The sequence below is a fragment of the Sporosarcina ureilytica genome (genome assembly GCF_001753205.1).
In the GTDB taxonomy this organism is placed as follows: Bacteria; Bacillota; Bacilli; order Bacillales_A; family Planococcaceae; genus Sporosarcina; species Sporosarcina ureilytica.
Map to the genome: position 1 here is coordinate 2689105 of NZ_CP017560.1, position 16294 is coordinate 2705398.

Sequence of the window (16294 nt, forward strand, 5' to 3'; positions counted from 1 at the left end):
GGTCAAATTTGTACAAGAGATGTCCATTATAAATTATTTCACAGATTGTCGCTTATGTGTATGGATAAAAAGAACCACTAGACATTCCTGTGCGTCAGAATTTTTACATTCTTTCAAATCATACCAAATTTTACTGAATATTAAAACCAAAATAATTACTCATTACAAAAAGTCCTAGCAAAAGGATTTTTTCGCTAGGACCCAGGTTATTCTGATTTTTGTAATACTTCATTGCATATAGTCAATGATTACCCAATAATTACTCTTTCTTTAGGGTAATGATAATGTGGTTTTTTTGTTCTTCCGCCTAATGTAAATAAAAAGGAAATTAAACCTACTCTTCCAATAAACATAAGGACCATAATAATTATTTTTCCGGTTACCGATAATTCAGATGTAATTCCAAGTGACATGCCACAAGTCCCGAAGGCCGATGTAATTTCAAATAACAGTGCATGTGCCGGTAATGTAGGCTCAGTAACGAGAAGAACAACAACTGCAATCACCACCATCAGGCCTGCTAAAAGAATAACAGCATAAGACCTAAACACATCCACTAATTTTATTTGTCGATGAAAAACATGAATGACTTCTTGTCCACGTGCAAAATTAATAAGAAACAATACAGCGATTGCAAGCGTCGTCGTTCTTATACCGCCCCCAACTGAACTAGGCGAAGCTCCGATAAACATTAAGCTACTAATTAAAATATCTGTCGCGTTACTAAATTGTGTGACGTCAAATGTTGTTAACCCTGCGGAACGTGAGGAAACCGAATGGAATAACGCTGTAAAAAGTTTTTCATGCCATGCCATCCCTTTGAACGAGTTCATGGATTCTAAAATAAAAATCATGACTGTACCAAAAACAAGTAAAATACCGAATGTCGCGGTTGTAATTTTCGTGAATAGTGAAAAACGGAAGTTCTTCCTTTTATTTCTTGAAAAATAATATCTTACTTCAGCTAATACTGGAAATCCAATTGCTCCGAATACGATTAGAATCATCGTACAAATTTGAATAAAGTAATCATTGAAATATGGCTGTAACGAGGCATTATCAAGTGAAAAACCAGCATTTGTTGTTGCAGACACAGCCATAAACAAGCCGTTAAGGAAAGCATCACCAAATGTTTCAAAATCATTTAGAATATAAATCGTAAATATAAGGCCGCCAACTAACTCAATCGTAAAAATTAGTTGGACAATTTGACGAATAAGTTGAACGATTCCTGCAAGTTCATACTGATTATGATCCGCCATCATTAACTGACGTTCACGCAATCCGATTCGTTTTTTAATCATCAACCAAAAAAATGTCCCGAGCGACATAATTCCAATTCCACCTAGTTGCAAAACAACCATGAGCATCGCAATCCCGAAAGATGTATAGGTATCACCAATACTTATCGGCGTTAGCCCTGTGACGCTTACAGCACTTACAGCCGTAAATACACTGTCAATTAACTTCACTTCTATACCAGGCTTATAAACACCTGGCAAATTAAGGAGAAAGAAGGAGAAGGCAATCGCAAGAAAATAGTAAAACACAAGTATTTGCACGGATGTAAATCTTTTAATTGCCTCCCGTGGATACTTCATTTTTCCTTCCTCCTTCCGCCATCAATATTTTATCCTACTCTTTTCTTACGGACTTTCCTAACACCACTTAAATAGCCTCGCAGTGCAATTCCTACCAACACAATCCAAAACGTTGATTTCCAAAGAGTAGAATGCGGAAATGCTGTATCAATAATCTGAAGCTTTTCATGGGATAAAGTAAGTACTACTAATTTAACGCCTACCCATCCTACAATAAGAAATGCAGCCGTTTCAAGTGTTGGGTATTTTTCCAACAACACAACAAATTGCCTTGCAGCAAACCGCATAATGATAAGACCAATAATCCCACCGAGTAACATAACACTAAACTGTCCGCCATTAATACCGCCAATATCGAAATCCCCTATTTCTGGAAGAGTAACTGCAAGTGCAACAGCAGCTAACATAGAATCAAGAGCAAACGCTATATCTGCCAACTCTACTTTCAAAACTGTCATCCAAAAACCTGATTGTTTACCTTTCTTCACCTTCGCATCATTATGATTATTTTTTCTTTGGTCGATAATATTTTTAATAGATATAAACAATAAATATGCTGCGCCGAGCGCTTGGATTTGCCATATATCTACTAAGAAAGTAATCATAAATAACGCGGCAAAGCGAAATACAAATGCACCTAACAAACCATAAAACAATGCTTTTCTTTGTTGAACCCTCGGTAAATGTTTTACCATAACAGCCATGACGACTGCGTTATCCGCTGCAAGTAATCCTTCTAGTATGATCAGAACGACAAGCACCCATGCGTATTCTAATAAAATTGCTTCCACTCTCCATTGATTCCTCCTATGAATTCAAAATAAAAAAGACCCTCACCTAATAAAGGCAAAGGTCTCGCAAAGTCGGAATTCAGTACTGCAAATTTCGGCTATCATAACCGATGGCATAGCCATGTATTGACGATTATGAAATAGGTTTCCCTAATGCTACTCCCCTTTGACATGCTAGTCAAAAGTTATTAAGTTATTGGATGCTTTTGCCTATATTATATCATTTTCATTATGAATGTACATAAAAATTTAATTTATTTTTATATGAAATTCAGGATTCCCCTTATTTTTATTATAAAAAGCAGTCATCGTTGGGATAGATTGTATAAAATCAGCACATTTTATGCCACTAGGGGCAAGCAACTGTTGAGCGATTGTCGTATCAAAAGTAGCATTCCATGTTAAATAATCAATTGTCTCTACCTCAACCCCTAACTTTTGCTGTAACTTTGTCGATGACAATCCTTTTTCAGCAAGAATGCGTGGCAATCTTCCTTTTGGCTTCTTTCCAGTCAGTTCGATTACCATTGCCCGGTACACATCTTCAATCGGGTGTGGAGCTGGATCTGTTAAATGAATTGTTTCCCCCACCGCTTCCGGACTTTTGGATAAATAGACAGTTGCATTAATAATATAGTCAATCGGCACAACGTTTATGCACGCCTCCGTTTTTCCGACATAAGGAATAAATGGCAACCACTTTAAACGATCAATCATATTCATAAAAAAGTAAGGACCGTCAAATTTGATTGTTTCTCCTGTTATGGAATGCCCTCGCACGATTCCAGGACGAATAATTGTTAAAGGGATATGTGTTTTAAGGGACTCAACTAAAATTTCTGCTTCAAACTTCGTTTCCTCATAATGATTTTTGAATGCGGTTGGACGGATTAATTCAGTCTCTAATAATAATCCTTCCCGCTTGCCAGCCACGTAGGCGGTACTAAAATACATATACCGTTCGATTGAAGGGTGATGTTTCACGAACTCATTGACGTACCTAGTTCCATCTACATTAACTTTCCAAGCGATTTCTGCTTGAACTGCGAGGTCATAGATGGCAGCAAGATGCCAAACAGTCAGATGTTCTGTATTCAATTGCTGAATAACCGACTGTTCGATACTTAGACTAGGTTTTGAAATGTCCCCTACTATCAGTTCAAATGGCACGATAACTTGAACTTCTTCCATAATTGATTTGATTTTTGATTTTGCAAGTACAACCTGCTCTTTTTGAATCAATAAATAAATCTTCTTAACTTCACCTTGCCGTAAAATTTCTTTAATTAATTCAGAAGCAATGAATCCTGGAAAGCCAGTAAAAAAATGCGTTCGCATATTGTCCCTCCTCTTCACGATGAAAAGATGCACCTATTATAAATTATAGAATTTTAGAACTATTTTAATTATAGCCGTAAACAAGAAAAAGTAGAAGACGAGATTTTGCCATACTCATCCTCTACTTTTGTCATCATTGTGGTGCAGTTTTGATGGACATCGAATCACGCCTGGCCTTTGCCTACCTTTTTTCTCGTTTCTTTGTCAAATAAACTATACATGACAGGAACGACATAGAGAGTCAGCAATGTTGAACTAATGAGTCCACCAATGACCGCTATCCCCATCGGCTGGTTCATCTCTGTCCCTTCTCCAATGCCTAATGCGAGCGGTAATAAGCCAAGAATCGTTGTGAGCGCAGTCATCAAAATCGGACGTACACGATTTCGAACGGACACGATAATTGCATCATACGACGATAACCCTTTTTCCTTTTGTTGATTAATATAATCCACTAAAACAATCCCGTTGTTCACGACAATCCCGACAAGTACTAAAATACCAATAATTGCTGTGACACTAATCGGCGTATTCGTTGCAAATAAACCAAGTGCAACCCCTATGACCATTAAAGGTACAGAGAAAATAATAACAAATGGATACTTAAATGACTCAAATTGTGCAGCCATTACAATATAAACAAGAATGACGGCAAGTATAAGTGCTAGCATCATATCATTGACAGCACTTTCAAATAGCTCCCGATCACCGCCGAAAGAAACATCTATTTCCTCAGGTAAATCAATTTGCTCGATGATGTCGTTCACCTTTTTGGTCATTTCTCCTAAAGATTCTGTTGAAACGTATTTCACATCGAACGTCACCGAATGAGCTTGATCGACTCGTTGAATCGCAACTGGACCATCCGTAATACTGATTTTGGCAACTGAATCGAGCGTTACAAATTCGCCAGTTTGTGTGCGTAATTTCAGCTTTTTCAACTGTTCAATACTATTTCTAGCCCGTTCATCGTATTGAACAAATACATCTACAACTTCGTCATTTTTACCAATGATTTGCGTGGCTAATTGTCCCCTTGTGATATGGTTAATCGATTGGGCAATTTGATAAGGGACAAGTCCTTGTTCTTCAGCTTTCACTCGGTTCACATCAATTTTTATCTCTTCAACCGTATTTTGAATTGTATTTGATACTTCTTGTACAGATTTTAATGCTTCAAGTTCCTCACTCAATTCGACAACCGCATCATATAAACGTTCTTCATCTATATCTTTAAGCGAAAATGAAAGCACATTTGGTGATGAACCAGAGGCTGTCTGTAAATTGAAACTAACTTCAGCATCGTCACCCACCGCATCTAGGACTTTCGGTTGAACTGCATCTACAAATTCAAAGATAGAACGATCACGGTCCGCTAGCGGAAGTAATTTTACATACACCTCTCCCCTTGAGGCATTCGAAGTCCCTTGGGCTAACCCCTCCTGCGTACCGCCTACCAAACTTACATATACTTCGACGTCATCCTGCTTTATTAATTCAGCTTCAATTTTTTTCATCACTTCATCAGTAGCGGATGGTGATGAACCATTTGGGAGTTTAACCGCAACACTAACAAATCCTTCGTCCGTTGCCGGTAAAAACTCCGTTCCAACTTTATACAATCCAAGACCGCTTAAAACAAGCATCACAACCGTGATACTTAAGACAATAAAACGATAGCGTAATGCCCATTTTACTGAACGTGTAAATCTGTTTAATGGCTTTGATCGGCGGCGTCTCGCTTCAATATTTATTTTCGGTTCTTTTAACATATGCGCTGCCATCATTGGCACAACGGTTAACGCAACAACGAGTGAAGCAAATAAACTAAACGAGATTGTTAACGCAAACTCCGTGAAAATTTCACCGATTAGTCCACTGATAAAGATGACGGGTACAAAAACAGCGAGCGTCGTTAATGTCGATGCTGTGATTGCTCCGCCAACTTCTTTTGTTCCTTCAAATGCTGCCAGTTTTGGATTTTTCCCCATTGCTAAATGACGCTCTATATTTTCAATTACGACAATCGCGTTATCTACTAACATCCCTATTCCTAACGCTAAAGCACCTAGCGTCATAATATTAAGTGAGAAATTCGCAAAGAACATCATAACAAATGTGACAATTACCGAATATGGAATCGCAATTCCGATGATAATTGGACTTTTGATGCCTTTTAAGAAAAAGAACAACACAAGCATTGCAAAGAGGCCACCTAATAGAAGTGTTTGGCCAATATTCCCAATTGCTAATTGGATATAATCTCCTTGGTCAAACAAGATATCGGCAGTAACATCTTGAAACTCCTCTGTTGCTAGTAAGTCCTCAAGCGCATCTTTAAAGGCCGTTGACACATCCGCTGTGTTTGCACCCGATTCCTGCAATACAGACATTAAAACAGCTTGCTCCTCATTTGCACGGGTAATCGTAGAAGATGTCGCTTCTTTTAACGTAACTTTTCCTATATCTTGCATGAACACTTTTTCTCCATCGATAGGATTGGTCATAATTGGTAATTTTTTGATATCATCCACCGAAGTTAACATACTGACAATTCGTGTCGTCAATTGTTTTTTATCACCTGTTTCAATGGGTTCACCAGGCATTGAAACATGATTCGCCTGAATGACTTGAACAATGTCTTCCTGAACAAGACCGTATTCTTCTAATTTTTTCTCATTGAGTGTAATTTGAACTTCCTCTATATATTCACCCGATACCGTTACACTTGCGACGCCTTCTGTCCGGCGCAACTCTTGCTCTAACGATTCGGCAAGCGTACGGATATCTACTTGCTCTGTCTCAGCACGTAAAGATAGCTGAATAACGGGAAATTGCGAAGGGTCAAACTTCATAAATCGCGGTGCATTTGCCCCATCTGGAACAGGCACTTGATCGATACGTTGCATGACATCCATTTGGATATCATCAATTTTAGTCGACCAGTCGAACATCAAAAAAATAAAATTTGATCCTTCTTGTGAAGACGACTGCATCGTTTTCAAGCCTGGTGAGGTCGATAAACTTTTCTCCAATGGTTTTGTAAGTTTCTCGCTCACTTCTATCGGAGATGCACCAGGATAACTCGTTACAACGACCGCAACAGGCGGGTTTAATTCCGGAATTAATGTCATTGGAATACGAAAAAACGAAACCGCTCCAAGTATAATGACTAAGAACATCGTTACAATTGTAAATACTGGCCTTTTGATTGAAAAGTCGCTTATTTTCATCGATATGTCCTTTCTACTAGCACTTTCTTTCATCATAATGAATGTCACCCGTTTGTTCAACCAAGATATTCCATTACATGACTCTGATATTGAAGGATGCATTGTCTTTTTTCTTGAAATTAAAAACCTAACGACATTAATTAAAAGATGTCGTTAGGTTTCCTCTTACAATAAACTATATAATTCAATATCAGGATTTCTATCATGGAACCAACGCATCGCGAATTCATTTTCGAATAAAAATACTAATTTATCATAACGATCCTTCACAAGCATTGCACGTTGTCCAGCCATCGATTCTTTCACGTCTTCCTCATTATGAATCCACCGCGCTACTTTTGACCCGATATTTTCCATCTGAACTTCCACGTTATATTCATTTTTCATCCGATGTTCAAATACTTCGAATTGTAATTGTCCAACTGCTCCTAGCAGCACCTCTTCTGTATGAAGTGTACGATAATATTGGATGGCACCTTCTTGAACAAGTTGTAAAATCCCTTTATGGAAATGCTTAGATTTCATGACGTTTTTCGCAGTGACTCTGACGAACAGTTCCGGAGTAAACTGCGGAAGCGCTGCAAACGAGAAGGAAGACTTTCCACCAATGACCGTATCGCCAATTTGATAATTGCCCGTATCATGTAGACCGATTATATCGCCAGCGACCGCTTCGTTCACCGTTTCTCTATCATCTGCAAGAAATTGTGTCGTTTGGGTTAATTTAAACGAACGAGAAAGTCTCGGTACTGTAACGGTCATTCCCCGGTTAAATGCACCGGATACGACACGGACAAAAGCAATTCTGTCGCGGTGTGCAGGGTTCATATTCGCTTGGATTTTAAAGATAAAACCCGAAAACTCTTCTGTTTGTGGATCTATCGCTACTTCCTCTGTCGTTAAACGGGATTGAGGCGACGGTGCAAATTGTAAAAAAGTTTCTAAGAAAGTTTGGACACCAAAGTTTGTTAAGGCACTTCCAAAAAATACAGGTGTTAACTCACCTTTGGCAACGCGTTCTTCAGAGAACTCATTCCCCGCTTCATTCAAAAGCATGATATCTTCTAACGCTTGCTCGTAATAAGAACTTTCCATCATAGGATGTGTATCCGCAAGCCCGCCGTCTTCATCTAATGCCAAGAAACGGTCTTCACCTTCAACTCGCGCCTGCTCGATTCGATTGTTAAAGCGATCGTAAATGCCGAGAAATTCTTTCCCCATGCCAATCGGCCAATTCATCGCATACGATTCAATCCCTAATACTTCTTCTAATTCTTCCATTAAATCGAGTGGTTCTTTCCCTTGTCTATCCATTTTATTAATAAACGTGAAGATAGGAATGCCGCGCATACGACAAACTTTAAATAATTTTATCGTCTGTGGTTCGACACCTCTTGCCACATCAATCATCATCACAGCCGCATCAACAGCCATTAGCGTCCGGTACGTATCTTCACTGAAATCTTCGTGACCGGGTGTATCTAATATGTTTATTCTTTTCCCGGCATAGTCAAATTGCATCACGGAAGACGTAACGGAAATCCCTCTTTGCTTCTCAATTTCCATCCAATCAGAAGTTGCATATTTTCCAGTTTTTCTTCCTTTTACTGTCCCAGCGTCCCGGATTGCACCACCAAAATACAGTAGTTTTTCAGTTATTGTCGTTTTTCCTGCGTCTGGATGCGAGATAATCGCAAAAGTTCGACGCGCATTAATTTCATCTGTTATAGAATGCTCCATAATTTTTTCTCCTTTTTTATGCTTGAAGTTTACAAACGAAAAAAGAACCACCTGTCTTGCCGAAAACAGCTTAGCAATCGAGATAGCTCTTTCCTAATTTATTAATTTATTTTTCTTGCTCTAAATTTGTTCTCCGCCGCTTCAAGTGCAATGTCGGCATCTGAATGCGGATACTTTTCACGTCCGATAATTTGAAAGTCTTCATGGCCTTTTCCAGCGAATATAATGATATCATCTTCTTCTGCTACAGACACAGCATGTTGAACAGCTTCTACCCGATCGCCGATACAAGCATATTGTTGATGCGTCATTCCCGCCTCAAGCTCAGACAAAATTGTTTCATATGGTTCATCACGTGGATCATCTGTCGTTAACACAACGTAATCCGCAGCAGAGGCTTCTTTGGCCATAATTGGGCGCTTCACTCGATCACGATTTCCACCTGTACCGATTAGAAAAATGATTTTATTTTTCTTATAAGGTATGACCGCCTCAATCGCCTTTTGAATCGCGTCAGCAGTATGTGCATAGTCAACATACATCGTAAGCGGCAAGTCTGTCTCCACTTTTTCCATGCGACCTGCAATCGGTTCAATTTCACTTAAATAAGTGACGATGCTTTCAATTGTCATCCCTTTTGCGTACAATGCCGCCGTAGCCGCAAGCGCATTCGCTACACTAAATTCACCAATTAATTTCATCTGAACATGAAATTCACCGTCAGGCGTTACGAGCGTGAACCTCGTTTGATTGGCTTCTAACTGGATATCTATCCCATGAAAATGTCCTTTATTGTGTACGCCATATGTGAGAATTGGATAACTTGTTTTTTCAATGAATTTTTCAAACCAAGGATCATCGATATTCACAATGGCATACTTTCTTTGCGAAAGGTCTTGTCCCAATTGCGCAAACAATAACCCTTTCGCATCCCCGTAATTTTCCATCGTTCCGTGAAAATCAAGGTGATCATGCGTTAAATTTGTAAAGACCGCAATGTCAAATTCAGTACCTGCCAACCGACCTTCAACTAGTCCATGTGAGGAAACTTCCATCGTCATCGTTTGACACCCTTCATTCGCAGCTTGCGCAATCATGGACTGTGTAGCAAGTACATTCCCGGTCGTATTTTCCGTTTCATAAAGCGTTCCATTTAAATTAAATCCGATTGTTCCGGAAGCCGCAGATTTTTCATGAGCTGCTTGTAAAATTGACTGGATAATGCCACTTACACTTGTCTTTCCATTCGTTCCTGTTACACCAATCATCGTCATTTTTTTCGATGGATAATTAAAATATCGCGGTGCTAATAAACCAAGTGCCCGTGAGGTATTTTCAACAGTCACAACTGCAACTTTCTCTAGATCTACAGGTATCGGTTTAGAAGCCACGATGACGCGTGCCCCGTTATCAACCGCTTGTTGAACATATTGATGTCCATCCACGGTAAACCCTTCAATACAAACAAAGACGCCACCGGGCTGGACCGCTCTAGAATCCACCTCCAAATCTGTCACCGTTTCAGGTAGTGCGCCCGCCACCTGTGTTATAGGTAATATCGAAAATAAATCTTTCGTATCCATCAAAATCCTCCGTTCAATCCATCATATTCGATGTCACATAAGCAAAAAGTAACCCGGCAGTCGCCTCTAAAGAATCGATATGTGTCCGCTCAAGTGCATGAGAAGACTCGATGCCTGGTCCAAATAATGCATGCTTCACATCAAAACCTGCACGAATGGCAGCCGATGCATCTGATCCATAATAAGGGTAAATGTCCAATTTATAATCAATTTTCTTTTGTTTCGCAAGTTCAACGAGATGTTGAGTTAATTCGTAATGGTAAGGTCCACTTGAATCTTTTGCACATATGGAGACGGTATACTCATCAGTTGCTTGTCCATCACCAATAGCACCCATATCAACTGCTATGTACTCAACTGTCTCAGCTGGAATATTGGAATTTCCACCATATCCAATTTCTTCGTTGTTAGAAATATAAAAATGCGTTGTATGTGGCAGAATAATGTTTTCGTCTTTTATTACTCGAATTAATTCAACGAGCAGTGCAGTGCTTGCTTTGTCGTCAAGATGACGTGACTTTATAAATCCATTAGCCGTTATTTCAAATCTTGGATTGAATGATACAAAGTCGCCTACTTCTATACCAAGTTTACGTGTATCCTTCTCATTTAATACTTTTTCATCAATACGGACTTCAATATTGTCTGCACTTCGCTCAGCAGTCCCCGAATCTTTATAAACATGGACTGTCGTTTGGCGCATTAAGATTGTTCCGCGCAACTTTTTCCCTGATGCCGTGTGAATTGTACAATATTCTCCCTCAACTGAGTTCCAATTAAAGCCACCGATATTCGTCAATTTCAAACGGCCATTGCTTTTAACTTCTTTTACCATGGCACCTAATGTGTCTGTATGGGCGGTTAATAAACGATGACGTGCTTGGTCTTCACCTTCAATTGTAGCAATAACTGCTCCTTTATTCGTTTTTTTATAAGTAACGCCCATTTTATCAAATTCATCCGCAACGATAGCCATCACATCCGATGTATAGCCAGATGGACTTGGCGTTTCAATAAGTTTTTGCAAAAGAGCCACTGTTTTTTCTTGATTAAATAAAGTTGTCATTCAATTTCTCCTCTTTTCCCCGTACTTAAATTATACAATGATTATCCTTTGAGAAAAAGGTAAAAGAAACAAAGTGACGCGAAAAACAATTCGTTTGTACTAAAAAACTCCACTTGTTTTAGCAAGCAACAACTGGAGTGTAGGATTATCACCGAATGAACGGTTTGATGAGTTTTAATTTATTTTTATAAGGTGGGAAGGCTAATTTCATCTGGATTTTTGTATTTCTTTGCATCATCGATTTTGCATGCGTGAATAATTCAAAGCTTGCTTTACCATGATAAGCATTCACGCCCGATGCACCGACACCGCCGAAGGGTAAATGGATATTCCCAACATGGGAAATTGTATCATTAATACACCCACCACCGAATGGCAAGTTTTCAATAAAATAATTAGCCGCACGTTCGTTTTCTGTAAACATATAAGCAGCTAACGGTTTAGGTTTTCGTCTAATTTGATGCATCGCTTCGCCCAAATTATCATATTCGATGATCGGTAATACAGGTCCAAATATTTCATCTTCCATGGATGGACTATCCCAATGAACATTTGCTAGTAAAGTTGGCGCAATATAAAGTTCTGTTCGTTCAAATTGTCCACCATAAATAATTTGAGACGACTCCCTCTCTATCATTGCAGTGATTCTGTTGAAATGCCGTTCATTAATCATGCGACCATAATCTAGACTGTTTAGAGGGTTTCCACTATAAAACTTTTTTATAACATGAATCATTCGTTCAATTAATGTTTCTTTAACACTTGTGTGTACGAGTAAATAATCAGGTGCCACGCAAGTTTGACCAGTATTTAAAAACTTTCCCCAAACAATACGTTCCGCCGCATGTTCAAGTTTTGCGGTTTGATCCACTATAACAGGACTTTTCCCACCTAACTCTAATGTGATGGGTGTGAGCCTTTCAGCTGCAGCCTTCATAATAATTTTCCCTACCGTCACACTTCCTGTAAAGAAAATATAGTCGAAAGGCGCATGGATTAAAGTTGAAACTTCTTCACGTTCGCCTTCTACTACACGTATATAATGAGGTGGGAATATCTTTTCTATTATATCGCGAATCACATGACATGTATTTTCAGCCATTTCTGAGGGCTTAATAATTGCACAATTCCCGCCAATAATTGCGCCGATTAATGGTTCCATGACAAGTTGAAATGGATAATTAAATGGTCCAATAATAAGCACGACGCCATACGGTTCGCGAACGATAAAACTTTTAGCCGGTTGTAAATGAATCGGCGTCTTCACTTTTTCTGGTTTAACCCAATCATCAATCGATTTAAGCATATATGAAATACTTGAAAGAACGAAACCAATTTCGGTTGCATACGATTCAAAAGAACTTTTTCCTAAGTCTTTTTGAAGCGCAAGCGTGATGGCATCTTCATGCTCGAGGATTGCATCATATAACCTTTTCAACATACTTTTTCTAAATTCAACACTTTTTGTTTCACCTGAAAAATAAAAGTTCCGTTGCCCCTGAATCATTGACTGAACATCATCTGCAGTAAAGTTCAATTTGCTCCCTCCATTTCGTTTCTTTTACGAATGATAGACAGAATACTAGAACGATGAAAACGAAAATCAACCATATATCTCCACTTTTATTGATTGAATATTTATTCTAAAAGTGAATCGATAAGCCTTTGAACTTCAAGTCCTTCTTCAAATGGTACAAGATTTGACTCTTTTTCATTCGACGCTGCAATACATTCGTCAACAAGCGTTCTAACCGAATCGAAAGAAGTCAATATTTCAAAAGCACTGTTTTTTCTTGCGATGCTAAGTTCGGACCAATTACGTAGTTTTAAAACACCGTTCGTTCCATATACTATATATGTCAGATTTTCTTTCTGACCAATACCTGAAAGACCATTCAGAAGAAACGGGATGTTATTTTCCGTCGCACCAGTGGCTAAGACGCTTGTTTCAGCTAAAGTTACGTCTGTAGGATAGGTTGTTTGATGATGATGAATGGATAGTTCGCCAAACATTCTGCACATAAGTTGGAGATAATGAGGGAATACTTCTCTAACAAAGCCACCTTGTTCTCGAGAACCAATCCAAGGATTTTGTTGCCAAGGACGTGGCCAATCTTGAAAATGTGCATTCAATTCGATACGCACGACTGATCCAATTTCTCCACTTCGGACAAGTTTCATCATATGTCTGACAGATGGGCTATACATGAGTGGGAAATGCATTGCTGTTCGGGTGTTACTTTTTCCAGTTGCTTCGACCATGTGTAACCCATCTGTTGCATCGTGGGCAAGCGGCTTTTCACAAAGCACGTTTAATCCGGCCTCGGACGCTTGATTACTTAATTCGGCATGGGATGCTGGCGGTGTCCCGATATAGACCCAGTCTGGCTTTAAAGCGAGCACTTCCTCATATGAGGTTGTTGCTTGTAAATCATATTTATTCGCAATTTCCGTTAGACGAACGTTGTTTTCATCAAATATCGCAATGATTTTTGCTTGTTCATTTTGTTGAAGCTGTTGGATGATTCTTTCGCCAACAATTCCAGTACCAACAATCGCAAATGTAGTATGCAATAAACTCGCTCCTTTTATTTAATCAAGAAAAAGAAAAAGTAGGCCTTCCGATTCCATTTGCCCTTACTCGGTTTTTATTATAACACCGATGGGTAAAGAGTGTTTAAGTCCCTATAAACAAATGAGGAGGAAATACAATGACAACTACTGAAGCATGGTGGGAAGAAATATTCGAGGGAGACCTTGCCCTTGGAATTAATAAAGAGAGACTTGCTGAACTTGAAGAAGAGAATTTTCTCTATTTTAATGAGGATAATTCTGATGACAATGATTTGCATTCATAATGTTAACAGCTTTTCCGATTATTACTTGGAAAAGCTGTTTTTTTCTATACTTCTCCACAAATAGAGTGCGGCGTAACTTAAATATGGAGACCAAATTGGAAAACGCGCAATAATTTCTTCTTTCGTTGGCTTTCTATCCATTTCCCATAAATTCATTAACGCATTTTGTAAACCAATATCTGCGACTGGAAATAAGTTTGGACGTCCTAAACCTGACATGAGGAAGTTTTGGGCAGTCCATGGACCGACACCTCGGTAATCGGTTAGTATATCGATTACTTCATTGTCCTCCAATCGTCGTAATTTTTCAAGATCTAGAGAACCAGTTGCTACCGCTTGCGATAAACCGATGATATACTCGGCCTTCCTTGAACTAAACTGCATATCCCGTAGCGTTGATACTTCAAGGTCGGCGATTACTTCAGGAGAAGGATATCTCCACACCCCATCTATCTCACTGCCAAATGCTTCAACAAAACGCCTCGTTAACGTATTCGCAAAAGACATATTTAATTGCTGATGAATAATACTACGCATTAATGTACTGTACAATGAAAAACTGCGAACAAGTGGCGTACCTTCGTGTGCTTGAAATATCGGCGCCAAATCTGAATCCATGAAATGAAGGTAAATCTCATCCAAAGGTTCATTAAAATGGAAAATACTTTTCACCATATCCTTTTGTGCCTCATTTAAAATTCCTTTTAGTAAAAATGAAGGTGATTCTTTCGTGCCCATTGCTTGCAAGGTCACTATATTTCCTTCCTCCATTGGAAATCGTATTGAACGATTCAACATATCGACCGAATTTACAGGATCTCCCGCTAACTTTTCTAATGCTCCGTCGAAGTCATATACAAATGGAAGTGTAATAATCTCTGCCATCCCCCTCACCCGCCTTTATAAATTGTATCTCTAGTATACTAAAACCGTGATTGAAGCACATATGATTTATGCATAATGACGATGCTTTCATAAATAAATATATAAGGCAAAAACCCATTCTAAAAAAACTTTCCAAAAAGGGTTGACTTAATTTCTACGTTAGGTATAATAGTAATTGTCCAGTACATGAGACACATAATCTTTCAAACGGTTTCGTAGCTCAGTTGGGAGAGCGCCACCTCGACAAGGTGGAAGTCGGGGGTTCGAGCCCCTCCGAGACCATACTTTTTAAAAGCATCATCTCTTTTGAGATGATGCTTTTTTTATTGCTTTCACTTACTCCGTTAACCTATTACTAGTTTACTTACTAAACTTGACAATTATCGTAAATTCTTAAAGCCGCCATGATTTTATCCTGCTCTCACAACCTTCCCCCCTGTCTCTGGAATCACATGTAACACATAATCCATATAATAAAGCTAAGCATTGTTGAATAAGATAAATGAGGGGTGATATTGTGTATTTCATGAAACCTATCCCTTCCCATCCTAAAGATCTTCATCGTTTTTTTATGCGCTGGTCGGGGACTCAAAAATTATTGTTCGGCGCTTTAATGGCAGCGTTAGCAGCTATATTACAATCGGCTGGAGGCCTGTTACCTGGGGTCGGCTTTCTCATTAGTCCATTTACTACGGCACCAATTTTACTTGTTGCGCTTGTCTCTTTACGCACGAGTGTTTTGTCTTACTTTTTGACGATTTTGTTATTATTATTCATTGAACCAACCGAGTTGTTTATTTTTCCTTTTACAACTGGATTACTTGGATTTGGTCTAGGGTTCGCGTTTCATTTTTTAAATCGTCGATTGGAGATTTTAATAGCGAATGGAGTATTATTAACGATTGGTATATGTATTCCACTTTATGGATTAGGATTTCCTGTTTTCGGTCCAGCTTTATCTTCTTTTAACCTATCCGCTTTAGCGATTATTTTTGGATTTTCTTTTTTTTACAGCCTAATCTGGTTAGAATTCAGTTTTTATTTTCTTAATAAAATCAAACGCATCTTGGGGGTATGATTATAAGACACGAAAAAAGCATGATCCACATTGTACTGGACCATGCCTTTTTCCTCCCTAATTTCTAGGGGCGCACACGGAAAATTTGTTCGTTCTCCATTCCATTTCACATTCACAAACT

At 38.8% G+C, this 16294-nt stretch carries 12 protein-coding genes and 1 tRNA gene; 3 read left to right on the top strand and 10 right to left on the bottom strand.

Annotation, left to right across the window (positions count from 1 at the left end; translation table 11 throughout):
- Nucleotides 1-248 precede the first annotated feature (248 nt).
- From BI350_RS13330 to BI350_RS13370, 9 genes are all read right to left on the bottom strand, one after another.
- Nucleotides 249-1601: a TrkH family potassium uptake protein gene (locus BI350_RS13330; protein ID WP_075528581.1), complete on the bottom strand. Its 1353-nt coding sequence runs from the start codon at nucleotides 1599-1601 to the stop codon at nucleotides 249-251.
- A gap of 29 nt (nucleotides 1602-1630) precedes the next feature.
- On the bottom strand, nucleotides 1631-2392 hold the full coding sequence (locus BI350_RS13335; RefSeq protein ID WP_075528582.1) for a TerC family protein: 762 nt from the start codon (nucleotides 2390-2392) through the stop codon (nucleotides 1631-1633).
- A gap of 249 nt (nucleotides 2393-2641) precedes the next feature.
- Nucleotides 2642-3730 (bottom strand): SDR family oxidoreductase, encoded by a 1089-nt coding sequence (locus BI350_RS13340; protein WP_075528583.1) that lies wholly within the window; start codon nucleotides 3728-3730, stop codon nucleotides 2642-2644.
- A gap of 164 nt (nucleotides 3731-3894) precedes the next feature.
- Nucleotides 3895-6963, bottom strand: coding sequence for an efflux RND transporter permease subunit (locus tag BI350_RS13345; protein ID WP_075529383.1), 3069 nt, complete (start codon nucleotides 6961-6963; stop codon nucleotides 3895-3897).
- A 165-nt stretch (nucleotides 6964-7128) separates the two neighbouring features.
- Entirely contained in the window at nucleotides 7129-8703 is a 1575-nt protein-coding gene (locus tag BI350_RS13350) for a peptide chain release factor 3 (RefSeq protein WP_075528584.1), read from the bottom strand.
- Nucleotides 8704-8804: 101 nt separating this feature from the next.
- The gene (locus BI350_RS13355) at nucleotides 8805-10286 is read right to left on the bottom strand and encodes a UDP-N-acetylmuramoyl-L-alanyl-D-glutamate--2,6-diaminopimelate ligase (protein ID WP_075528585.1); all 1482 of its coding nucleotides are present in this window, start codon (nucleotides 10284-10286) and stop codon (nucleotides 8805-8807) included.
- 13 nt (nucleotides 10287-10299) lie between these two features.
- The gene (locus BI350_RS13360; protein ID WP_075528586.1) at nucleotides 10300-11352 is read right to left on the bottom strand and encodes a M42 family metallopeptidase; all 1053 of its coding nucleotides are present in this window, start codon (nucleotides 11350-11352) and stop codon (nucleotides 10300-10302) included.
- 148 nt (nucleotides 11353-11500) lie between these two features.
- A complete protein-coding gene (locus BI350_RS13365; protein ID WP_075528587.1) occupies nucleotides 11501-12889 on the bottom strand; it encodes an aldehyde dehydrogenase in 1389 nt (462 codons plus the stop codon).
- Nucleotides 12890-12990: 101 nt separating this feature from the next.
- Nucleotides 12991-13926 carry a Gfo/Idh/MocA family protein gene (locus BI350_RS13370; RefSeq protein ID WP_075528588.1) on the bottom strand — a complete coding sequence of 312 codons (936 nt, stop codon included), beginning with the start codon at nucleotides 13924-13926 and terminating at the stop codon, nucleotides 12991-12993.
- Between the two features lie 137 nt (nucleotides 13927-14063).
- Between BI350_RS13370 and BI350_RS17100 the strand changes: the two genes are divergently transcribed.
- The gene (locus BI350_RS17100) at nucleotides 14064-14210 is read left to right on the top strand and encodes a hypothetical protein (RefSeq protein ID WP_168157271.1); all 147 of its coding nucleotides are present in this window, start codon (nucleotides 14064-14066) and stop codon (nucleotides 14208-14210) included.
- Between the two features lie 21 nt (nucleotides 14211-14231).
- Here BI350_RS17100 and BI350_RS13375 read toward each other — a convergent pair whose 3' ends face one another.
- The gene (locus tag BI350_RS13375) at nucleotides 14232-15095 is read right to left on the bottom strand and encodes a DNA-3-methyladenine glycosylase family protein (RefSeq protein WP_075528589.1); all 864 of its coding nucleotides are present in this window, start codon (nucleotides 15093-15095) and stop codon (nucleotides 14232-14234) included.
- Nucleotides 15096-15304: 209 nt separating this feature from the next.
- Here BI350_RS13375 and BI350_RS13380 point away from each other — a divergent pair.
- Together BI350_RS13380 and BI350_RS13385 are read left to right on the top strand one after the other, a co-directional pair.
- A tRNA-Val gene (locus BI350_RS13380) sits at nucleotides 15305-15377 on the top strand.
- A 244-nt stretch (nucleotides 15378-15621) separates the two neighbouring features.
- Nucleotides 15622-16173, top strand: a complete 552-nt coding sequence (locus tag BI350_RS13385) for a hypothetical protein (protein ID WP_245698348.1) — start codon at nucleotides 15622-15624, stop codon at nucleotides 16171-16173.
- The last annotated feature ends 121 nt before the right edge of the window (nucleotides 16174-16294 follow it).

Bases quoted from the DNA above. Each gene is read 5' to 3' on its own strand.
- BI350_RS13360 (WP_075528586.1), bottom strand. From the start codon at position 11,352: ATGACAACTTTATTTAATCAAGAAAAAACAGTGGCTCTTTTGCAAAAA.
- BI350_RS13340 (WP_075528583.1), bottom strand. From the start codon at position 3,730: ATGCGAACGCATTTTTTTACTGGCTTTCCAGGATTCATTGCTTCTGAA.
- BI350_RS13385 (WP_245698348.1), top strand. From the start codon at position 15,622: ATGAAACCTATCCCTTCCCATCCTAAAGATCTTCATCGTTTTTTTATG.
- BI350_RS13355 (WP_075528585.1), bottom strand. From the start codon at position 10,286: ATGGATACGAAAGATTTATTTTCGATATTACCTATAACACAGGTGGCG.
- BI350_RS13350 (WP_075528584.1), bottom strand. From the start codon at position 8,703: ATGGAGCATTCTATAACAGATGAAATTAATGCGCGTCGAACTTTTGCG.
- BI350_RS17100 (WP_168157271.1), top strand. From the start codon at position 14,064: ATGACAACTACTGAAGCATGGTGGGAAGAAATATTCGAGGGAGACCTT.
- BI350_RS13345 (WP_075529383.1), bottom strand. From the start codon at position 6,963: ATGAAAATAAGCGACTTTTCAATCAAAAGGCCAGTATTTACAATTGTA.
- BI350_RS13330 (WP_075528581.1), bottom strand. From the start codon at position 1,601: ATGAAGTATCCACGGGAGGCAATTAAAAGATTTACATCCGTGCAAATA.
- BI350_RS13375 (WP_075528589.1), bottom strand. From the start codon at position 15,095: ATGGCAGAGATTATTACACTTCCATTTGTATATGACTTCGACGGAGCA.